At 47.6% G+C, this 20,124-nt stretch carries 20 protein-coding genes, 2 pseudogenes and 1 other annotated feature; of the genes and pseudogenes, 15 read left to right on the plus strand and 7 right to left on the minus strand.

All coding sequences use genetic code 11. The annotated features are described in order from the left end of the window. Positions 1-27: 27 nt before the first annotated feature. The gene (locus V7728_RS10560) at positions 28-303 is read left to right on the plus strand and encodes a hypothetical protein (protein WP_007409004.1); all 276 of its coding nucleotides are present in this window, start codon (positions 28-30) and stop codon (positions 301-303) included. A gap of 104 nt (positions 304-407) precedes the next feature. Continuing rightward, positions 408-1,376 (plus strand): oxygen-dependent tRNA uridine(34) hydroxylase TrhO, encoded by a 969-nt coding sequence (trhO, locus tag V7728_RS10565; RefSeq protein ID WP_099566367.1) that lies wholly within the window; start codon positions 408-410, stop codon positions 1,374-1,376. A gap of 36 nt (positions 1,377-1,412) precedes the next feature. Here trhO and gltP read toward each other — a convergent pair whose 3' ends face one another. After that, the gene (gene gltP, locus V7728_RS10570) at positions 1,413-2,663 is read right to left on the minus strand and encodes a glutamate-aspartate/proton symporter GltP (RefSeq protein ID WP_007409006.1); all 1,251 of its coding nucleotides are present in this window, start codon (positions 2,661-2,663) and stop codon (positions 1,413-1,415) included. A 369-nt stretch (positions 2,664-3,032) separates the two neighbouring features. On the opposite strand from gltP, the gene V7728_RS10575 reads away from it, so the two are divergent. Then, positions 3,033-4,100, plus strand: coding sequence for a branched-chain amino acid aminotransferase (locus V7728_RS10575; protein WP_099567256.1), 1,068 nt, complete (start codon positions 3,033-3,035; stop codon positions 4,098-4,100). A 40-nt stretch (positions 4,101-4,140) separates the two neighbouring features. On the opposite strand, the gene V7728_RS10580 is transcribed toward V7728_RS10575, so the two are convergent. The 4 genes from V7728_RS10580 to V7728_RS10595 form a co-directional block, all read right to left on the minus strand. After that, positions 4,141-5,544, minus strand: a complete 1,404-nt coding sequence (locus V7728_RS10580; RefSeq protein WP_161620106.1) for an amino acid permease — start codon at positions 5,542-5,544, stop codon at positions 4,141-4,143. A gap of 113 nt (positions 5,545-5,657) precedes the next feature. Beyond that, entirely contained in the window at positions 5,658-6,605 is a 948-nt protein-coding gene (mmuM, locus tag V7728_RS10585) for a homocysteine S-methyltransferase (RefSeq protein WP_094031462.1), read from the minus strand. Between the two features lie 115 nt (positions 6,606-6,720). Next, positions 6,721-8,157, minus strand: coding sequence for an alanine/glycine:cation symporter family protein (locus V7728_RS10590; protein WP_076425771.1), 1,437 nt, complete (start codon positions 8,155-8,157; stop codon positions 6,721-6,723). A gap of 24 nt (positions 8,158-8,181) precedes the next feature. Beyond that, the gene (locus V7728_RS10595; protein WP_007409011.1) at positions 8,182-9,165 is read right to left on the minus strand and encodes a glutaminase; all 984 of its coding nucleotides are present in this window, start codon (positions 9,163-9,165) and stop codon (positions 8,182-8,184) included. Positions 9,166-9,408: 243 nt separating this feature from the next. Between V7728_RS10595 and V7728_RS10600 the strand changes: the two genes are divergently transcribed. From V7728_RS10600 to V7728_RS10620, 5 genes and pseudogenes are all read left to right on the plus strand, one after another. Next, positions 9,409-10,701, plus strand: coding sequence for an ATP-binding protein (locus V7728_RS10600; protein ID WP_082998927.1), 1,293 nt, complete (start codon positions 9,409-9,411; stop codon positions 10,699-10,701). Position 10,702: 1 nt separating this feature from the next. Continuing rightward, positions 10,703-11,650 (plus strand): DNA-binding domain-containing protein, encoded by a 948-nt coding sequence (locus V7728_RS10605; RefSeq protein ID WP_043021512.1) that lies wholly within the window; start codon positions 10,703-10,705, stop codon positions 11,648-11,650. 8 nt (positions 11,651-11,658) lie between these two features. Next, positions 11,659-11,890 (plus strand): annotated as a pseudogene (locus tag V7728_RS10610) (hypothetical protein); the annotation flags it as partial. Between the two features lie 48 nt (positions 11,891-11,938). Then, positions 11,939-12,189: a binding site (T-box leader), on the plus strand. A gap of 88 nt (positions 12,190-12,277) precedes the next feature. Next, positions 12,278-12,442: a tryptophan RNA-binding attenuator protein inhibitory protein gene (locus tag V7728_RS10615; RefSeq protein WP_007409016.1), complete on the plus strand. Its 165-nt coding sequence runs from the start codon at positions 12,278-12,280 to the stop codon at positions 12,440-12,442. A 115-nt stretch (positions 12,443-12,557) separates the two neighbouring features. Then, positions 12,558-12,752 (plus strand): annotated as a pseudogene (locus V7728_RS10620) (IS5/IS1182 family transposase); the annotation flags it as partial. A gap of 145 nt (positions 12,753-12,897) precedes the next feature. Here V7728_RS10620 and V7728_RS10625 read toward each other — a convergent pair. Then, positions 12,898-13,791 carry a cation diffusion facilitator family transporter gene (locus V7728_RS10625; RefSeq protein ID WP_015239086.1) on the minus strand — a complete coding sequence of 298 codons (894 nt, stop codon included), beginning with the start codon at positions 13,789-13,791 and terminating at the stop codon, positions 12,898-12,900. 428 nt (positions 13,792-14,219) lie between these two features. Here V7728_RS10625 and V7728_RS10630 point away from each other — a divergent pair, with 428 nt between their 5' ends. From V7728_RS10630 to V7728_RS10645, 4 genes are all read left to right on the plus strand, one after another. Beyond that, entirely contained in the window at positions 14,220-14,840 is a 621-nt protein-coding gene (locus V7728_RS10630; protein ID WP_011996264.1) for a nitroreductase family protein, read from the plus strand. 24 nt (positions 14,841-14,864) lie between these two features. Beyond that, complete coding sequence (locus tag V7728_RS10635) at positions 14,865-15,803, plus strand: ring-cleaving dioxygenase (protein WP_064115788.1); 939 nt, start codon at positions 14,865-14,867, stop codon at positions 15,801-15,803. A 130-nt stretch (positions 15,804-15,933) separates the two neighbouring features. After that, entirely contained in the window at positions 15,934-16,323 is a 390-nt protein-coding gene (locus V7728_RS10640) for a DoxX family protein (protein WP_007609195.1), read from the plus strand. 179 nt (positions 16,324-16,502) lie between these two features. Further along, positions 16,503-16,841 carry a thioredoxin family protein gene (locus V7728_RS10645; protein ID WP_011996266.1) on the plus strand — a complete coding sequence of 113 codons (339 nt, stop codon included), beginning with the start codon at positions 16,503-16,505 and terminating at the stop codon, positions 16,839-16,841. A gap of 63 nt (positions 16,842-16,904) precedes the next feature. On the opposite strand, the gene V7728_RS10650 is transcribed toward V7728_RS10645, so the two are convergent. Beyond that, complete coding sequence (locus V7728_RS10650) at positions 16,905-17,288, minus strand: DUF2512 family protein (RefSeq protein WP_003156684.1); 384 nt, start codon at positions 17,286-17,288, stop codon at positions 16,905-16,907. A gap of 153 nt (positions 17,289-17,441) precedes the next feature. On the opposite strand from V7728_RS10650, the gene V7728_RS10655 reads away from it, so the two are divergent. The 3 genes from V7728_RS10655 to V7728_RS10665 all read left to right on the plus strand — a co-directional run bounded on the left by V7728_RS10655 (position 17,442) and on the right by V7728_RS10665 (position 20,095). Continuing rightward, a complete protein-coding gene (locus tag V7728_RS10655) occupies positions 17,442-17,870 on the plus strand; it encodes a cell wall hydrolase (protein WP_011996267.1) in 429 nt (142 codons plus the stop codon). A 263-nt stretch (positions 17,871-18,133) separates the two neighbouring features. Beyond that, complete coding sequence (locus tag V7728_RS10660) at positions 18,134-19,885, plus strand: alkaline phosphatase D family protein (protein WP_099566368.1); 1,752 nt, start codon at positions 18,134-18,136, stop codon at positions 19,883-19,885. Positions 19,886-19,897: 12 nt separating this feature from the next. Further along, a complete protein-coding gene (locus V7728_RS10665; RefSeq protein ID WP_003156681.1) occupies positions 19,898-20,095 on the plus strand; it encodes a twin-arginine translocase TatA/TatE family subunit in 198 nt (65 codons plus the stop codon). The last annotated feature ends 29 nt before the right edge of the window (positions 20,096-20,124 follow it).

Here is a 20,124-nt window from a genome sequence, read left to right on the forward strand (position 1 = left end):
TTTATATGGTGTAAGGAAGTGAACATTATGGAAGAAAAGGATTTGGCAAAGCTGATAGAGCAGTACCAGCATACAGGGGATCAGCAAATTCTTGAAGCCGTGCGGGACGCATGCCGGCCTGTCGTTGAGGCGCTCATCTCAGAACTGGCTGAAGACAGCGCCGATCTTTTGCGGGCAAAAGGCCGTGACCGTTTTCCGTTTATTATCGGCAAGTATCAGACCGCGGCCGGCCTTTCGCTTGAGACCTTTTTGCGCAATACGTATCGGTTTTATTTTCAGCAGGTTTTAAAAGGCGAAGCGTGACTGGAAGAAAGAGTACGGACGGAAATGTTCATCTTTCGCCCGTTTTCCTGTATGATATAGTAGAGTGTGCGATCATTAATATAATTGAACAGGGTGTATAAATCATGGAAAAACAATATAGAGTTTTACTTTATTATAAATATGTAAAGATTGATGAGCCTGAGGAGTTCACGGCTCAGCATTTGAAGTTTTGTAAGGAGCTCGGTCTGTTAGGCCGTATTTTGATTTCTGAGGAAGGCATTAACGGTACGGTGTCCGGAACGGTTGAACAGACGGAACAATACATGAATGCGATGAAAGCTGATCCGCGCTTTGCCGACATGCCGATCAAAATTGACGAGGCTGACGGACATGCATTCCGCAAAATGTTTGTGCGCCATAAAAAAGAATTGGTGACGCTTCGTCTCGAAGATGATGTTGATCCGAATGTCACGACGGGCAAGCATTTGAAACCGAAAGACTTTTATGAGCAAATGCAGGATCCTGACACGATCGTGATTGACGCCAGAAACGACTATGAGTATGATCTCGGTCATTTCCGCGGAGCGGTCAGACCTGATATTGAGGCGTTCCGTGAGCTGCCGGACTGGATTGAAGAGCATAAAGACATGCTTGAAGGCAAAAAAATACTCACGTACTGCACAGGCGGCGTACGCTGTGAAAAATTTTCCGGCTGGCTGCTGAAGAAGGGCTTTGAAGACGTGTCCCAGCTTGACGGCGGTATCGTCACTTACGGTAAAGATCCTGAAGTGAAAGGGCAACTGTGGGACGGACAGTGCTACGTGTTTGACGAAAGAATCAGCGTACCGGTCAACCGTGTAGAGCACGTTATCATCGGAAAAGATTATTTCACGGGCGAGCCGTGCGAGCGTTATGTGAACTGCGCAAATCCGGCATGTAATAAAAAAATGATCTGCACACCTGAGAATGAATACAAATACATGCGCAGCTGCAGTCACGAATGCCGTACGAACGAACGCAACATGTATGTGAAAGAGCACGAAATGACTCAGGAAGAAATCAATGAACGCCTTGCTTTGATTGAACAAGAGGATCATGCGGCGATTGATTAATAGAAAAGACCACCAATAAGGTGGTCTTTTTTGTGTTTACATACTTTCTGTCCGGGCGGTCTGGTCTGCCGTGACGGGTCCTTTATATTTGAATGCTTTTTCCCACTTGGACACGACAATGCAGGCGACCGCATGGCCGGGCACGTTAACGCCGGTTCTCGCCATGTCCATGACGCGGTCGACACCGGCAATGATGGCGACGCCTTCCGCGGGGAGACCGACGGCATTCGCTGTCGCCAGAAGCACGACGAGTGAGCCTGACGGGACGGCGGCAATGCCTTTGCTTGTCATGACGAGCACAAGCATCATCAGAAGCTGCTGAGAAAGCGGCATTTCCACATGAAACGCCTGTGCCAGAAAAATACAGGACACCGATAAATAGAGGCTTGAGCCGTCACAGTTCAGCGATAAACCTGACGGAACCACAAAGGAGACGACCCGCTTCGGACAGCCGTATTTCTCCATCCGATCCATAAGCTGAGGCAGAATGGTTTCTGTGCTTGTCGTGGAGAAAGCGATCAAAAACAGATCCCAAATCATTTTCAGCACTTCAAAGTATTTGATTTTAAAGATAAGCCCCACGATCGGAAACAGAACGAAGAGTATCAGGAACAGCCCGAGGAACACAGTGCCGATCAGCTTCAGCATCGGAAGCAAAAGCGCGATTCCGAATTGCCCGACAGAGGCGGCCATCAGGGCGAGAACGCCGATCGGAGCGGTGACCATTACCATTTGCGTCAGCTTGAACATAATATTTGCCGTGGATTCGAAGAAACTCATGACAGGTGCGGAGGCTTTGCCGATGCCGGCTGCGGCAACACCGAATAAAATCGCGAAAAAAATGACGGCGAGAAGATCGTTTTTCGCCATGACGTCAATGATGTTAACGGGGATAATATCAAGAAGCATTTGTTTCAGGTCGACTACTTTTTCCGTATAGCCGGAAAGCTCGTGAATATCTTTTTTAGCAAGATGAGAGAGGTTAAGTCCGACTCCCGGCTTCAGCACGTTCGCCAATAACAGACCGAGCGCCAGAACAAGCGTCGTAATCACTTCAAACCAAATAATCGTTTTGATGCCGAGACTGCCCATCTTTTTCATACTGCCGCTGCCGGCGGCTCCGATAACAATGGTCGAAAACACAATCGGCACGACAATCATTTTAATCAGGCGGATAAATCCGTCTCCGACGGGCCGCAGCGCCATCCCGAAATCCGGGAAGAAGTGGCCGATCAATGCTCCGATGGCTAAAGCGATCAAAATCTGGAATGCGATAAATTTTTTCAAGCGAATCCCCCTTTTACTTGCGCATTTCATACGTAATTCGTGAAGCAGGCGGCAACCACCTTCCTATTCGCCATAAATTTGTCACATGATTGACTGTGCGAAAGAAAGGATTGCTTTACATTATGTAAGCGCAATCATTTAATATGACAGAAAGTCCTCATTGAAAAAAATCAAGCAGAATAAAATAAAGTTAGATTTTCGCTTGAAAATATCAAAAATTTTGATAATTATCCTCTTATAAGTGGTATATTTGATATGATACGGTCAACTGCATCCTCATATATCTGTGCATACACGATTCAGGCAGAGAAAACAGGCAGCTTACAAAAGACTGAAAATTTGAACAATTACAAGAAAGGTGTGCTTTTGTTGAATCAACTGATTGAAAGACGTAAGGTCACAGCAAGAAAAGAAAAACCGGACTCCGCTTCATTGGGGTTTGGCAAGTACTTCACAGATTACATGTTTGTCATGGATTACGAAGAGGAGAGAGGGTGGCATGATCCGAGAATCACCCCTTATGAACCGGTCCATCTGGATCCTTCCGCATCGGTTTTCCATTACGGGCAGGCCGTATTTGAAGGGCTGAAGGCTTACAGGTCAGAAGACGGCCGGGTATTGATGTTCCGTCCTGACCAAAATATAAAACGGCTGAATAAATCGTTACGGCGGATGAGCATGCCGCCTCTTGACGAGAAGCTGGCGCTGGAGGCATTGATACAATTGGTGGAGCTGGAGCAGGAATGGATACCGATAGAAAAAGGAACCTCTTTATATATCCGTCCGTTTGTAATTGCGACTGAGCCTTCTTTAGGCGTCCGGCCGTCAAAGCGTTACAAGTTCATGGTAGTTCTGACGCCTGTCGGTTCGTACTACGGCGATCAGCTGAAACCGATCCGTATTTATGTGGAGGATGAGTATGTGCGTGCCGTCACCGGCGGAGTGGGCGACGTCAAAACGTCCGGAAATTATGCGGCCAGCTTACAGGCTCAGCGGAAAGCCGAAGAACTGGGGTATGATCAGGTGCTTTGGCTCGACGGGGTGGAAAAGAAATATGCCGAAGAGGTAGGGAGTATGAATATCTTTTTCATCATAAACGGAGAGGCCGTAACGCCGGCGTTAAACGGAAGCATTCTCGGGGGCATCACACGCGCATCTGTGATAGAGCTGTTAAAAAGCTGGGGCATCCGCGTCAGGGAAGAACAGGTCGCCATTGATGACATCTATGAGGCTGCGATGAGAGGCGAGGTGTCAGAGGTATTCGGTACAGGAACCGCGGCCGTCATCTCGCCGGTCGGCGCGCTGCACATTCACGGAGCAACGATTGAACTGAATAACGGTTTGATCGGTGAAGTGTCAGAAAGGCTCTATGAAACGATTGCCGGCATCCAAGTCGGGAAGGTGCGGGATTCGTTCAGATGGGTGGTTGAAGTATAAATGAAAAAAGAACCCTTGCGCTGCAGGGTTCTTTTTTTGGTTATTGGGATTTTACGGCTTGCACGCGGGCTCTGCTTTTCCGGTTTTTCAAGTAATAAGCGGTGTAGCAAACGGCCATAAATGCAATTCCGCAATAAAGGGCGATGGCCTGGTTCGGATCAAAAGCGATGCCGATACAGGAGGCGAGGCATAGGAGAAAGGCCGCTATCGGTACGGCCGGATATCCCGGTGTCCTGTATTTCAAGTCTGAAAGCTGGTGCCCTTCTGTAAGAAACCGTCTTCGGAACAAAAATTGCGATGCGGCAATGCTCATCCACACAGCAACTACCGCAAATCCTGAGACGGAGACGAGAACAAGATAGACTGTATCCGCTGCAAATACGCTTGACAACAACGACAGAATGCCGCCGATCATACTGAAGATCAGAGCGTTAAAAGGAATGCCTTTTGAGGTCAGCCTGGCAAAGGCGGGATGAAGCTCCCCTTCTTTAGACAGGGACCACAGCATACGTGATGACGCGTACAGCCCTGAATTGGCCGCAGACAGAAGCGCCGTTAAAATGACGAAATTCATCAGATCGGCCGCATAAGGCACGCCGACTCTGTCAAATACCGTGACAAACGGGCTTTCAATCACACCGGCTTCCTTGATGGAGATCATCCCTGACAGCACAAAAATCGTTCCGATAAAGAAAAGCGCCAGCCGCCAGACTGTAGTCTTAATGGCGCGCGGAACGGTTTTTTCCGGATCGGCGCTTTCCCCTGCGGCGATTCCGATCAATTCCGTCCCTGAAAAAGCGAAGTTTACTGAAAGCATCGTCATCAGTATCGGGAAAAAGCCATTTGGAAAAAGGCTGCCGCCATCCGTAAAGTTCGACAGCATAGGTGCGGCCTCACCGCTTTTCATCGGGACGATGCCGAACATCGCCGCTCCGCCCAATAAAATAAACAGTAAGATGGCTAAGACTTTAATGCTTGAGAACCAAAACTCCGATTCAGCAAAAAATTTCACGGAGAAGGCGTTTAATAAAAAGATGAAAAGAGCGAATACCGCACTCCACATCCAAACTGAAGTATGCGGGAACCAGCGCTGCATGAAAAGCCCGGCCGCCGTGAATTCAGAGCCCAGCGCCACCGCCCACGTCAGCCAGTACAGCCATGCGACCGTAAAGCCCGTCGCGGGCCCGATATAGGTCTTCGCATAGGTGTGGAATGCGCCCGTCACCGGCATGGCCACTGACAGTTCACCGAGGCAAAGCATGACAAGATAGACGATGCCCGCGCCCAAAAGGTAAGCGAAAATGGTGCCCGCCGGACCCGCCTGATGAATGGTATACCCAGAGCTTAAAAACAGCCCCGTTCCGATCACACCTCCGAGTGATAGCATAAAGAGGTGTCTGCTTTTCATACTTCTCTGAAAATTCGTCTCGTTCTTGTTGTTCATTGTTTTCCAACTTTCTGCGAGAGCCGTTCTAATAAAAAATCTCATGCCGGCGAACGGCACGAGATTCCGGCGAACCGGCTTTTTGAATAGAATATACAAACTATTCCGATTAGTCAAGTTGTTTTTAAGGTCTTGGCCCAATCGGCAATGGCTTGGATGTCCGCGGGTTTCGTCCGGCAGCAGCCTCCGATCAGGCTCACGCCGTTTTCGTACCAGCTTTGCGCGCTTTTTCCGAAATGGTTTTCGCACGCTGCGCCTTTCCAGGTTTTTGTCACTGGGTCATATTGTTCGCCGGAGTTCGGATAGGCGATAATCGGTTTGGACGTTGCCCGTTTGATTTCTTCTATCAGCGGCGGAATATGTTCAATCGGTGTGCAGTTGATGCCGATCGCTGCGATTTGGCTGCAGGAGTCAAGCAGGGCCGCACATTCGGAAATAGGCGTGCCTTCGCTGATATGCCGTCCGTCTTTGGCGCTGAAGCTCATCCATGCATAAGTGCCGGGGAATTCCTCCAGCAGCCTTGTGATCGCTTTTGCTTCTGACAGACACGGAATGGTCTCACAGGCCAAAAGATCGGCGCCGGATTCTATAAGGGCTTTCATCCGGGGGCGGTGAAAGCTGATCAGCTCATCCTCCGTCAGTCCGTAATGCCCGCGATATTCTGAGCCGTCAGCGAGGCTCGCGCCGTAAGGTCCGATAGAAGCGGCGACCAAAGGTTTGGGCCGGTGTAAACGGTTTTCTTCATGCGCCCAAAATTCATCGCGTGCTTGTGCGGCAAGTTCAACAGATGTCTGAATGAGACGTATCGCATCGGTTTCCGGGATGCCGCGCGCTGCAAATCCTTCGATTGTCGATTGATAACTGGCGGTGATCGCGCAATCAGCGCCGGCGGCAAAATATTCTGCATGCACCTGTTTGATCAGTTCTGGCCTCTCCAAAAGAATTTTGGCCGACCACAGATCGTCATGTAAATCACAGCCCATCCGCTCAAGCTCGGTTGCCATCGCGCCGTCTATGATCATAACCGGGTATTCATTTAATATTTGTGTAATGGGATTCATAGGCCTTCCTTTCTGACTTTACTGAAAATATATAAAAAGGGTAATGGATGCTATTCTCTTTGTCAATGAACCGGCAGAAAAAAGGTGTTCAGGACGCTGCCCGAACACCTTTTGTTTAGGAAATGTGTTTGCCTTTCGCACTTTTCGCGATGTCTGAATACTCCCAGCAGTCGATCCCGTCATCATCAGGGAGCACATCTCTGTAAAAGACGGGGTCCTTTCCGGCTTTCTTTTGCCGGACATAATCGCTCAAAGCGGCAAACGCTTTTTTCGACAGAAGGAAAATCGCGATTAAGTTCACGACCACCATTAAGCCCATGAACAAGTCAGCCATATCCCACACAAGCTGGACTTTGGAAATACAGCCGAACAGTACCATTCCGAGCACGCAGATGCGGTAAATGAACAGCCATTTTTTGTTCTGGCTTAAAAATCCGATATTGGTTTCTCCGTAATAATAGTTGCCCATCAGAGCGCTGAAGCCGAACAAAAGCATTAAGACGGCAAGGAAACCTGACGCCCATGCGCCGACATGATCGCTCAAGGCGGCCTGAGAAAGCGCGATGCCGCTCAGTCCCGGCTGGTGATACGCGTCTGAAAATAAAATGATAAGCGCCGTGCTTGTACAAATGACGAGCGTATCCGTCAGGACGCCGAATGCCTGAATGAGCCCCTGTTTCACCGGGTGGCTCGTCGTAGCTGTCGCCGCCGCGTTCGGAGCGCTTCCCATACCCGCTTCATTTGAGAAAATCCCGCGTCTTACACCTTGCATCAAGGCCGCACCTAAAGCGCCGCCCGCTGCCTGATCAATGCCGAACGCATTTTTTACGATTAGCGACAGAACGCCGGGCAATTGGGTGATGTTCGTCAGAATGACAAAGAAAGCGACACCGATATATAAAACGGCCAAGACGACTACGATGTATTCCGCCATTTTCGCAATTCGTTTGACGCCGCCGAAAATCACGCCGCCGAAAACCACGATTAAAATAATGCCCAATGTAAGCCGGCTGGTGCCGAATGCGTTTTGAAAGGCGACGCTGATCGTATTGGATTGAACGGAATTAAAAACAACCCCGAATGACAGTGTGATTAATACGGCGAACAGCGCGCCCATCCAGCGTTTCTTCAGGCCCTTTTCCATGTAATAGGCCGGGCCCCCGCGGAATCCGTTTTGATCTTTTACTTTATAAATTTGGGCCAGCGTGCTTTCAACAAAGCTTGAAGCCGAACCGATGACTGCGATAATCCACATCCAGAAAATAGCGCCCGGACCGCCGAGTGAGATCGCAATGGCGATTCCGGTAATATTCCCGGTTCCGACACGCGCCGCCATACTGATGCAAAATGCCTGAAACGGGGAAATGCTGTTTTTTGTCCGGGCGGCCGCGCCTTCCTTCAAAACCCGGATCATTTCCTTCAGCATGCGGACTTGCAGACCCTTTGATCTGAACGTAAAAAACAGTCCCAGAGAAAGAAGCAGTACGATTAACAGTTTTGACCATAAAAAATCATTTGCCGAGCCGATTACATTTTCAAGGAATTCCTGCATCCAATCACCTCTTGGTTCGTTTGATTAAAAAATACTGAGCTCCCACTCCTGTGCGATATGTTTCAGCAGCATGCCGCCGGTCAGGCTGTTGCCGTATTCATCAATGGCCGGACCGTAAATGCCGATGCCGCAGCCGTTATGAAAAGGCTGTTCTCTTCTGGCGCTTGGGGGAACCAATGCCATAATGCCGCCGGATACCCCGCTTTTGGCCGGGACGCCGACGAAAGCCGCATATTTGCCTGACGCATTGTACATTCCGCACGTCAGCATCAGGGCTTTGGCGAGTTTCGCGACATCTTTCGGAATGACCTGTTCCCGTCGGATCGGATGGTATCCGTCATGCGCAAGTATCAATCCGATTAAAGCGATGTCCTCGGTTGTACCCTCCATGGCGCACTGCTTTAAATACACTTCAAGCGTTTCTTCCACATCCGCCTCGAGAAAGTTCGTTTCTTTTAAATAGTAGGCGAGCGCTCGGTTCCGATGCGCGGTCTGCCATTCAGAACGGAAGACCTCCTCGTGAATGTGTGGGCGTTTTCCTATTAATTTTTCAAAAACGGAAAAGAGATATTCTAATTTATCATGCGCCGTTTCACCCGGAAGCAGCGAGGCGACGGTAATGGCGCCGGCATTGATCATCGGGTTGAAGGGCTTCCCGGGTTTATGGATTTCAAGCCGGATGATAGAATTAAACGCATCACCCGTCGGTTCCACGTCCACACGATCCAGCACGTAAGAAATGCCTCTGTTCATGCAGGCGGCAATAAAGCTGATGACTTTTGAGATGCTCTGCAATGTGAACGGGACATTCCATTCACCGGCATGAATCATTGAGCCATCCGGCTCTAATATGCAAATGCCCAGCTGAGAGTCGTTGATTTCTCCGAGGGCGGGTATATAATTTGCGCTTTTTCCATTGACGGAAAACGGTCGGTAATGCTCGACCCAATCTTGTAAAAGTGAAGCCAGTTCCTCTTTTTCAAGGCGCTCTCTGACCATATCTTTCATAACATTCCTCCTCTATTGCAAGCCTGTCCGAAGCGGAAACCGGTCTTGGAAAACGTTTTCAAAAATAGCGTGTTCCATGTTAATGTATAATGACATCTACAGAATCATACAAAATACGACAAAATCATTCTTAAAATAAGCCGATAGATTTATAAATCAGCCGGAGCGTCCCGTCATTCGGGTCTAAAGAAATTTGCGGACTGTATCGGTCTTGTTCAAAATAGACAGAAGAAGGAAGTGATTATGATCAGGCTCGACTATTTACTGAAAAAAGACGGCTATCTTTTCGCCCTTATGCTGATCACCGTGCCGCTGGCGGGGGAACTGAAATTTTACCCCCTGAATGAGGTATATCGGATCAGCTTCGGCGCCCCGGCTTTTTTCTTTTTTCTGCTGCTGCTTCGGCATGTGCCGGCAGTATTGTCAGGGCTGTTGACAGGTGCAGCCGTTGTGGCATTCCGGATCGGCCTGGCGTGCTGGGGAGGAGAGCATGCCGGCTTTACGGAGGTTTTTTTCAGCCAATATCCCAGTTTCTTTTTTTACTTTACATATGCCTGCTTGTTTTATGTGCTGAAGGTCAGGCTTTTTTGGGATCGGCCGCTGATGATCGGGTTTCTCGGTTTTCTCATTGAAATTGCGTCCGATGTCGTTGAAATGACGGTTCAGTTTTCCGGCGGCCGGCAGATTATGATGCCGGACAAGCTGGCGGATATTGCGGTTATCGCTGTTTCTCACACATTTATTGTGCTGAGTTTTTTCAACGTGATGAAGCTGCACGAATCTCAGGTCAGGGAAAAACAAACGAGAAAGCAGCATGAGCATATGCTGATGATTGTGTCTAACTTATATGAAGAAACGATTCATTTGAAAAAAACGCTGAAAACGACGGAGCATGTGACGAAAGAATCCTATCAGCTATATCGGGAAATGAGCGGGAACGACCGGGAGCTCGGGAGCCGAATGCTGCGACTTGCGGGAGAAATTCATGAAGTGAAAAAAGACAATCAGCGAATATTCGCCGGTTTGTCGAAGCTGATTTCCAATGAGAGATTCCGGGATTACATGAATGCCGCCGCTCTGGTCGGCATCGTCATCCGAATCAATGAAAAATACGCCGAATCTTTAGGAAAGGACATTCAATTCCGGAGCGTGATTGAAGGAGAGCATCCCGATTATCACGTCTTTACCGTCTTGTCGATTTTAAATAACCTGACCGCCAATGCCGTCGAAGCCATGGGTGACAGGGGTGAGATCCGCCTCGCGCTGCGCAGGGCGGAGGGGGAGATGGCCGAATTTCAGGCGGAAGATGACGGTCCCGGCATTCCGGAAAAAATCGGAGAGGTCGTTTATGATCCCGGGTTTACATCCAAATACGATGAATTCGGCACACCTTCAACGGGCATCGGGCTTACTTACGTGAAGGAAATCGTAACTGAACTTGACGGAGACATTTCCTTTCATAACAAGCCAAAAGGCGTCATATTTACGATTAAACTGCCGGTGAAGCATTTGATTGCAGAAAGGATGAACTCATAATATGCGTTTTTTTATAGCTGATGATGACCGGGCGATCCGTTCCATTTTAAAACAGATGATCGAGGACGAGGATTTAGGCGAAGTCGTCGGTGAGGCAGAGGACGGAAGCCAGATTGAAGGGCATTATCTCCATTTTAAACAAGTCGATATTTTATTAATTGATCTGCTGATGCCGGGTCGGGACGGGATTGAGACGATCCGGCATCTTCAGGGGTCGTACAACGGAAAAGCGGTGATGATATCGCAGGTGGAGGCAAAGGAAATGGTGGGAGAAGCTTATTCTCTCGGCATCGAATACTTTATCCACAAACCGATCAACAAAATCGAGATTGTCACCGTTTTGCGAAAAGTAAAAGAGCGGATTGAACTGGAAACCTCGATCGGCGACATCCAACACTCGTTAAGCCGTCTTATTCAGCGGAATGAGCCAAAAAAAAGCGGGCCGGGGGGGATGCACGAGAAATCAATCAAAGAAACAGGAAAATTTCTTTTATCGGAATTAGGCATCGTGGGAGAAAGCGGGGCGCATGACCTCATGGCCGTCCTTCACTATTTATTTGAGGATGAACAGGCGGAAAGAAACATCCCGTCTTTAAAGCAGATGTTTACAAACGTCGCCATCCGGAAGCTGGGGCCTGCGGCGGCACAAGCCGAGGTTAACAGGGAAATCAAAGCCTCGGAACAGCGGATCAGAAGGGCCGTCATTCATTCGTTAAACCATTTCGCTTCATTGGGCACAACTGATTTTTCAAACCCCAAATTTGAATATTACGCCTCGAAATTCTTTGATTTCCCCGCTGTCAGCAAGAGAATGAAAGAAATGCAGGCTAAGGAAACCGTGCCGCTTTCTCGGGTTAAAGTGAATATGAAAAAATTCATTCACGTCTTCTTTTTGGAGGCGAAAGATTTACGCGAAGGATCAAAATTTGTCAGCGGAGGCAGCCGGTAAGCTGGCATTGGAAAAGATGGCAAACGTGGATAAATGACAGCTCGTACTGGCTTGATTTTTTCCGCGCTGATCCATGGCTTGCACCCTCCGCATATTTTTGTAAACGAAAATCAGCATGTGACAGAATGGCAGGCCGCTTACCCTGTGGAAACGGCGAAGTTCGCGCTTCAGACGGGGCAAGAGGAGCATATGCAAATGGCGCGGGACATGCTCGGCCTGACCGATCCGAAAGGTTATTGACTTCCGCCGGATGACAGCGTATGATACATTTTAAAATAAAAGAACGGATGAACAATGCTGAGGAAGAGTAAGTACGCATCAGCGCGCGGGGTTCAGAGAGTCGGTGGCCGCTGTGAACCGATCCCCGTCCGGTGCCGAATGGGCTTCTGAATTGCTGCGCTGAAATGACAGTAGGCGGTGCCGGGATTCTTTCCCCGTTATCAAGAAAGGAGTATTGAAACCGTGTGTTTCTGTACTTTTTGAGAGAATGGCTTATCAGCCGTTAATAAAGGTGGCACCGCGAAAACCTCGTCCTTTGATGGACGGGGTTTTTTTGTATTGTTAAGGAGGTGATGGCCATGGAAAGTGACTGGAGACGGGCAGACAATCAAAAAAGGAGGGATATTCATGGTGATCGCAACCGACGATCTTGAGCTCACGTGTCCGCATTGTGAAGGAACCGGCGAGGAGAAGGAAGGGACGCCCTGTCCGAAGTGCGGCGCGAAGGGCGTCATATTGACCGCTCAAGGAAACACGCTGCTGCATTTTATCAGAAAGCATATTGATCAGTGAAATCAAACGAAAAAGGCCGTTATCCGGCCTTCATGCTGTCGAGAAAATCTCGACAGCCTTTATTTTTCCCTTGTCATAAAATAAAAGAAAGACTGAAAAAAACGGTTTCTTTCTCATGTTCCACACAAGAAATTTTTCTCAAAACAGAGCCGAATTCGTTCTGTTTGACCAACTCGTCGAAGAGGATCACCTTCTTCGAAAAATTGATAAATACATAGACTTCTCTTTCATTGTTGAAAAGGTCAAGCCTTACTGCAACGAAAATAAAGACCGCCCCTCACTTGATCCGCTGACCTTATTCAAAATGATGTTGAAGATTGCCACATACCCAGCCAAGCAAAGCTAGGCATGTGGGAGTGCTTTTTCTGCACCTGAAATCAAATGAATATGTAAAGAAACAGCACAAAACAAAAAAGCTTGCAGAAAAAACATCGTTTTCTCTACAAGCTGCTTTTTCATTCTTCAAAATAAGGATTCACATGGATGAGCACTTCTTCAACATCTGAAAAGTGTCTTTGGATTTCATTTCGGATTTCGCGGGCAATATCGTGTCCCTGCTTAATCGTCAAATCATGATCCAAAGATAACCGGACATCAAGCAATTTATAGTGGCCGTGTTCTCTTGCTCGGATTTTATCGAGCCGTTTGACTTGAGGGCAGTGCAAAATAACGGCTTTATATTCCTCTATCAGTTCGGGATCAACACTTTTTTCCATGAGAACGTCAACAGACGGCCTGATTAATTCCATTGAAATCTTAAAAATGAGGTACGCCACGATGACACTGGCAATTGCATCGGCGTACAACAGATAGGACCATCCGCGTGTGTTCCCGATAATCGCCAATAGGACGCCGATAAAAGCGGCAAGAGAGGCAACGATATCGCCTTTATGATCGTATGCAATCGCTATAATCGCTTTACTGTTCCATTTTTCCCCTTGTTTGATCGAATAACGATATAAGATCTGCTTAGCCGCGTAGGATATCAGAGCCGCAAACAATGCGCTGTATTGCGGGATGCTTGGACCTTCAACAAAGGACGAAATCGCTTCTATCAGAATATACACGGAAACGAGCACTAATATGATTCCTACAATCGCTTCGCTGATGACCTCAGCTTTGCCATGCCCGAAAGGATGGTCTTGATCGGGCGGCTTATTAGAAATGCCGATGACGGCCAGGACAGCAATTGAAGCCACGACATCCGCTGCAGAATGTATACCGTCGGCAAAAACTGCTTCACTATCGCCTATCAGTCCAAAAAAGATCTTTCCTGCCATTAAGATCAGATTGGCTATCAATGCAATCAAAGCAACTTTTTTGCTTATTTGTTCTCTTTCACTTGTCATTTTTTCCTCCTATAAAACTGCACAAAAAAATAGAGGCGCTTTTGATTCGCTCTCCGTATCCTTTCTTGTGTAATCACTTTGCTTATCGTACCAATTCAGTTTCGAGTGGGTCTATAGCAAGGTTTTTTCCTGTTTACTAATAAATAAGGTGACAGAAAAAAAGTTGGAGCAGGGCTAAACAGTACACAGACAAAATGGGGCTGAATTAAAAAAAGAACTGTTGACATTTGAGTATTTATCTTTTATTATTATCTCGAATTCAAGATTTTTTAATTCAAGATAATTTAATTAGAGTGCAGGATAAGAACCTGCTGATCGTTTGAATCACGAAAAGATCAGTGAAGAGAACGTTTCGTTTTTTGATCATATGTTATTTGGTTTTTTATACTATAATATCTCGAATTCGAGATAAAGGGGGTACGAGAGAAATGGCTGAATTTGTACAGCTAGTGAATGAAAGAAGATCTGCAAGCAATTTTCTTCCAGAACATCCAATCACAAGAGATGAACTCAACGAAATGTTTGAATTGGTTGCGTTGGCTCCATCAGCTTTTAATTTGCAGCACACAAAATATGTGACGGTTCTTGACCCGGATGTAAAAGAAAAGCTGAAGCAGGCCGCAAACGGACAATATAAAGTGTTTAGCTCATCAGCTGTTCTTTTGGTTTTAGGGGATAAGCAGGCATATCAGCAAGCGGCTGACATCTATGAAGGATTGAAGATGCTGGGGGTATTAAATAAACAAGAGTATGATCACATGGTTCAAGACACCGTTTCGTTTTATGAAAACAGGGGAGAACCATTTAAGAGAGATGAGGCGATAAGAAATGCTTCACTTTCTGCGATGATGTTTATGCTGAGTGCTAAGGAAAAAGGCTGGGACACCTGTCCGATGATAGGGTTTGATGCTGAAGCCGTGAAACAGATTTTGAATATAGATGATCAATTTGAGGTCGTCATGATGATTACAATCGGGAAAGAAAAAATAGAAAGCAGAAGGCCGCGCGGCTACCGAAAGCCTGTGAATGAGTTTGTGGAGTATATTTAACTATTTGTAAAGGAGCGAATAAAAATGGCGAAAAAAACGATGGGCATCCATCATATTACGGCGATTGTCGGTCACCCTCAAGAGAATGCTGATTTCTACGCTGGAGTGCTGGGGCTGCGATTGGTCAAGCAAACGGTCAATTTTGATGATCCGGGTACGTATCACCTTTATTTTGGGGATGAAGGCGGGAAGCCGGGAACAATCATCACATTCTTTCCATGGGCGGGCGCCCGCCAAGGCATCATTGGAGACGGACAGGTTGGCGTGACATCTTACGCCGTGCCGAAGGGTGCCGTGGCGTTTTGGGAAAAGAGACTTGAAAAGTTCAACATTCCATACACAAAAATTGAGCGTTTTGGAGAACAGTATATAGAATTTGATGACCCGCACGGTCTGCACTTAGAAATCGTGGAAAGAGAAGAAGGAGAAGCCAATACGTGGACGTTCGGAGACGTAACCCCGGATGTTGCCATTAAAGGCTTTGGCGGTGCGACCCTGTTATCAGCACAGCCTGAAAAAACAGGTAAACTGCTGGAAAACATCATGGGACTTGAGCGAGTCGGTAAAGAAGGCGACTTCGTTCGTTATCGTTCTGCCGGTGATATCGGAAATGTGATTGATCTTAAATTAACGCCTATCGGCCGCGGGCAAATGGGTGTCGGCACGGTCCATCACATCGCTTGGCGGGCTCAGGATGACGAAGATCAATTAGATTGGCAAAGGTTCATTGCTGCGCACGGATATGGTGTGACTCCTGTTCAGGATAGAAACTATTTTAATGCGGTTTACTTCAGAGAACATGGGGAAATCTTATTTGAGATCGCAACTGATCCGCCTGGCTTTGCCCATGATGAGTCACAAGAAACAATGGGCGGAAAACTGATGCTCCCTGAGCAGTATGAACCGCACCGGGCACAAATTGAACAAGGGCTGCTGCCGTTTGAAGTGAGAGAATTAGATTGATTGATAGATGAACGTGAAGCATGAAGAAAAATAACAAGACATACATTTAACAGATGTTTGCTGGAAGCGACTGTTGGTAAACAGCTGCCTTGCAGACATCATATAATATGAAAAATAAGGAGAGATAAAAATGGAAGATGCAGGACTATTACTTATTCGAATCATGATTGGTGTGGTGTTTCTGTTTTATGGATCACAAAAATTATTCGGCTGGTTTGGCGGATACGGAATTAAAGGAACCGGACAATGGTTCGAGTCAATTGGAGTTAAACCAGGCAATGCCGCGGCCGCTTTATCAGGTCTCGGGGAACTCGCAAGCGGAATTCTATTTATTTTAGGTGTTTTCCTCCCGCTCGGAGCTGCTATTATAACGATTATTATGTTAGGTGCCATCGTAAAAGTCCATGGAGCGAAAGGATTTGCCAACGGTGCCGGCGGTTTTGAATATAACTTGGTGCTGATTGCAGTCTCCATCGGAGTTGCACTCATCGGTTCAGGGGCGTACGCTTTGCATTTTTAATATAAGTATCTAAGAACAGTTACTGAAAAGCGGTAACTGTTCTTTTATTTTTTAAGCAAAACGTTCAGGTGCTCTGAATATCAAAAAAGCGGATATGATCAATATAAATGTGTATAGTGAATGTACGAGTATTGATGAGCTTGGTCATGAAAGACGAGCCGATTTGAAGGAGGATTTTGATGAAAGAGCTGACAGACTTACATTCATTAGATTCTATCGAGAATTTTATTAAGCAGCATCAATTCAGTTTTATCTACATTTCAAGACCCGCCTGTACAGTATGTCACGCTGTTCTGCCGCAGCTCAGAAAAGTATTGGATCAGTTTCCGAATATCAAATTGGGGCATATCAATGCTGACGAGGTAGAAGAGGTGGCCGGCAGATTTTCAGTCTTCACTGTTCCCGTGCTTCTTTTGTTCATTGATGGGACTGAGTTTCTGAGAGAAGCCCGCTTTGTTCATTTTGAACAGCTCGAAGAAAGGCTGAAAAGGGTTTATCAGTTATATCAAGATGTATAAAGCGTTTATACTTTACAAATAAAAAGCCCCCTTTAAAGGGGCTTTTATCCGGCCTTTTTTACGTTATTCGGACCGGGGTTCTAAAAAACGGGACCCGCCCAAGTCTTTTCTCATCAGATAGATATGGAAAAAATATTCTCCGACGGCGATGATGACGGCGGAAATAAGAGCGGCAAACGCCAGTCTTCCTCCGGAAATGCCCATGGACAGCGGCATTCCCATCAGCCAGACAACAAGAAACGCGATTCCGAAATCAGCGGATGCCGCCGTGATATTATTCCATCTCGGAAGCACGTACAGGTCGCCCGTAAAGTAAGAAACGGCTCCCAGCACAATGGTCATCAGCAGCACGTCGCCGAATGTAAAGCGAAAACCTAAGCCGAGTATCAGATACAGAATAATGATGGTCATAATGCCTTTAATGGCAAGCGCTTTAATGTGTTCCATGCGAATTCCTCCTTATGGAAATCATGTTAGTATGTTTCCTCATAACGTGAAATATAAACCCTTTTTTCGTGAACATTTGTTTTCTGGCTTTTGTCTGTCATCACTGGGCCGCGGCTGAATATGATGAAGGGAGAAAATACGGGAGGTGTCATGATGGCAGTCGTAAAAGCGTCGAGCGCCGATCTGGATCTAATGGCAAGGCTGCTCAGGGCGGAAGCGGAAGGCGAAGGGAAGCAGGGAATGCTTTTGGTCGGCAATGTGGGAATCAATCGGGTGCGGGCGAATTGTTCTGATTTTAAAGGCCTGCGCACCATCAGGCAGATGGTGTTTCAGCCGCACGCGTTTGAAGCGGTGACTCACGGATACTTTTACCAGAGACCGCGTGAATCCGAGCGGAGGCTTGCCCGCCGGACGATTAACGGAGAACGGTTTTGGCCGGCTAAGTTCAGTTTGTGGTATTTTAAGCCGCCGGGAAACTGCCCGCCGACTTGGTATGATCAGCCGTTTGTCGCGAGATTCAAATCCCACTGCTTCTATCAGCCGACAGGTGAAACGTGCGAAAACGTGTACAATACATTTTAATCCCGGGCGCACCGTTCTGAGAATGAACGGTGTTTTTTTAATTTTTTGTGAAGAAAAACAGGAAAAAAGTTCGCTTGACGGATGACAAGCCAAAAAGAAACAGAGGGGGTTTTCTCCCGGCGGGGCAAGGTTTGTCGAAACAATGTGAAAAATGTCTCCCGCCGTCCATTTTTCAGCCTTACAAACCCTTCACAGTTCTTCATAGCGGTTTAACATTTCTTTTTTATAATAAGGGCGATCAATGAGACGAAAGGGGAACTGACATGACACATGACGGCCGTTTAGATGAATGGATCAAGGAATTGGAGAACAAAAGCTTTCAGAACAATACGTTTGACCGCCGCGCATTTATACAGGGCGCCGGTAAAATCGCCGGTCTTTCCCTCGGGTTAGCGATCGCGCAATCCATCGGCGCGTTTGAAGTGAATGCCGCTCCGAAATTTTCAAACTATCCGTTCACCCTCGGCGTAGCTTCCGGCGACCCGCTGTCTGACAGCGTCATTCTCTGGACGCGTCTTGCCCCTGACCCGCTGAATGGGGGCGGCATGCCGAAGCAGGCCGTGCCGGTAAAATGGGAAATCGCCGCTGATGAACATTTTCGTCACATCGTCAAACGCGGAACGGAAATGGCCAAGCCGAATCTCGGACACTCCGTCCATGTCGAGGCGGACGGGCTCAAGCCCAATAAAGTGTACTATTACCGGTTTAAAAGCGGGCATGAGCTCAGTCCCGTCGGCCGGACGAAAACGCTGCCCGCTCCCGGCGCTGACGTATCCGCCATGACGTTTGCATTTGCCTCATGCCAGCAGTATGAACACGGCTATTATACGGCATATAAACATATGGCGAAGGAAAAGCTTGATCTCGTATTCCATCTCGGAGATTACATTTATGAATACGGACCGAACGAATATGTGTCAAAAACGGGAAATGTCAGGACGCACAGCAGCGCTGAAGTGTATACACTGTCAGATTACCGCAACCGTCATGCCCAATACCGCTCTGATGCCAATCTGAAAGCCGCCCACGCCGCATTTCCGTGGGTCGTGACGTGGGACGATCATGAGGTGGAAAACAATTATGCCAATGTTATCCCTGAAAAAGGCCAATCCGTTGAAGCGTTTGTGCTCAGGAGGGCCGCAGCTTACCAGGCTTATTATGAACACATGCCGCTCAGGCGAATGTCATTGCCGAACGGTCCTGATATGCGGCTGTACAGGCAATTTTCTTATGGCAATTTAGCATCGTTCAATGTGCTTGATACAAGACAGTACAGAGATGATCAGGCCAACGGCGACGGGAATAAGCCGCCTTCTGATGAGTGGAGTGATCCGAAGCGTACATTGATGGGGACAGAACAGGAGCAATGGCTCTTCGGAAATTTAGCCGCCTCAAAAGCGAAGTGGAATGTGCTGGCGCAGCAAATCTTTTTCGCGCAATGGAATTTCGGAACAACCGCCAATCCGATATACAGCATGGATTCATGGGACGGCTACCCGGCTCAGCGGGAGCGGGTCATCAATTTTATAAAAAGCAAAAACCTGAACAATGTCATCGTGCTGACGGGTGATGTTCACGCAAGCTGGGCGTCAAACCTGCATACCGATTTTAATCAAACGAATTCAAAGATTTTCGGAGCCGAATTCGTCGGGACCTCCATTACATCTGGAGGAAACGGGGCGGATAAACGGGCCGATACGGATCAGATCTTAAAACAAAACCCGCATATTAAGTTTTTCAACGATTACCGCGGCTATGTCCGCTGTACGGTGACCCCTGCCCAATGGAGAGCGGATTACAGAGTGGTGCCGTACGTGACGGAGCCGGGGGCTGAGGTATCCACGCGGGCTTCATTCATTTATCAGAAAGACCAGACGGGGATTCGGAAGGTCTCTCAAGCTGCGGTTGCAGGCGGTGTAAAGCAGTCAAAAGAGGTGGAAGAGGATCGTTTCTTCGCCCATAACAATGCGCATGAAAAGCAAATGAGAAAGAAACGGGCCAAAATCTCACAATAAGGAGGCACACTCATGTTTTCTAATATCGGCATTCCCGGGTTGATCCTGATCTTCGTCATCGCTCTCATCATTTTCGGGCCTTCAAAGCTTCCGGAAATCGGCCGTGCCGCCGGCCGCACGCTGCTTGAATTTAAAAGCGCCGCAAAAACACTGGTCTCAAATGAAGAGCCGGACAAGCAGACGGCTGAGAAAGACAAAACGGCAGGCTGAATCCTGACATGGGGGCAGACGAATCCGCT

The organism is Bacillus sp. JHAA (assembly GCF_036961585.1).
Lineage (GTDB): Bacteria > Bacillota > Bacilli > Bacillales > Bacillaceae > Bacillus > Bacillus velezensis.

Coding starts and splice junctions, on each gene's coding strand:
- V7728_RS10580 (WP_161620106.1), bottom strand. CDS start 5,544: ATGAACAACAAGAACGAGACGAATTTTCAGAGAAGTATGAAAAGCAGA.
- V7728_RS10635 (WP_064115788.1), top strand. CDS start 14,865: ATGGCGAAAAAAACGATGGGCATCCATCATATTACGGCGATTGTCGGT.
- V7728_RS10590 (WP_076425771.1), bottom strand. CDS start 8,157: ATGCAGGAATTCCTTGAAAATGTAATCGGCTCGGCAAATGATTTTTTA.
- V7728_RS10650 (WP_003156684.1), bottom strand. CDS start 17,288: ATGGAACACATTAAAGCGCTTGCCATTAAAGGCATTATGACCATCATT.
- trhO (WP_099566367.1), top strand. CDS start 408: ATGGAAAAACAATATAGAGTTTTACTTTATTATAAATATGTAAAGATT.
- V7728_RS10625 (WP_015239086.1), bottom strand. CDS start 13,791: ATGACAAGTGAAAGAGAACAAATAAGCAAAAAAGTTGCTTTGATTGCA.
- V7728_RS10655 (WP_011996267.1), top strand. CDS start 17,442: ATGGCAGTCGTAAAAGCGTCGAGCGCCGATCTGGATCTAATGGCAAGG.
- V7728_RS10660 (WP_099566368.1), top strand. CDS start 18,134: ATGACACATGACGGCCGTTTAGATGAATGGATCAAGGAATTGGAGAAC.
- V7728_RS10615 (WP_007409016.1), top strand. CDS start 12,278: ATGGTGATCGCAACCGACGATCTTGAGCTCACGTGTCCGCATTGTGAA.
- V7728_RS10640 (WP_007609195.1), top strand. CDS start 15,934: ATGGAAGATGCAGGACTATTACTTATTCGAATCATGATTGGTGTGGTG.
- V7728_RS10600 (WP_082998927.1), top strand. CDS start 9,409: ATGATCAGGCTCGACTATTTACTGAAAAAAGACGGCTATCTTTTCGCC.
- mmuM (WP_094031462.1), bottom strand. CDS start 6,605: ATGAATCCCATTACACAAATATTAAATGAATACCCGGTTATGATCATA.
- V7728_RS10630 (WP_011996264.1), top strand. CDS start 14,220: ATGGCTGAATTTGTACAGCTAGTGAATGAAAGAAGATCTGCAAGCAAT.
- V7728_RS10605 (WP_043021512.1), top strand. CDS start 10,703: ATGCGTTTTTTTATAGCTGATGATGACCGGGCGATCCGTTCCATTTTA.
- V7728_RS10645 (WP_011996266.1), top strand. CDS start 16,503: ATGAAAGAGCTGACAGACTTACATTCATTAGATTCTATCGAGAATTTT.
- V7728_RS10595 (WP_007409011.1), bottom strand. CDS start 9,165: ATGAAAGATATGGTCAGAGAGCGCCTTGAAAAAGAGGAACTGGCTTCA.
- V7728_RS10665 (WP_003156681.1), top strand. CDS start 19,898: ATGTTTTCTAATATCGGCATTCCCGGGTTGATCCTGATCTTCGTCATC.
- V7728_RS10560 (WP_007409004.1), top strand. CDS start 28: ATGGAAGAAAAGGATTTGGCAAAGCTGATAGAGCAGTACCAGCATACA.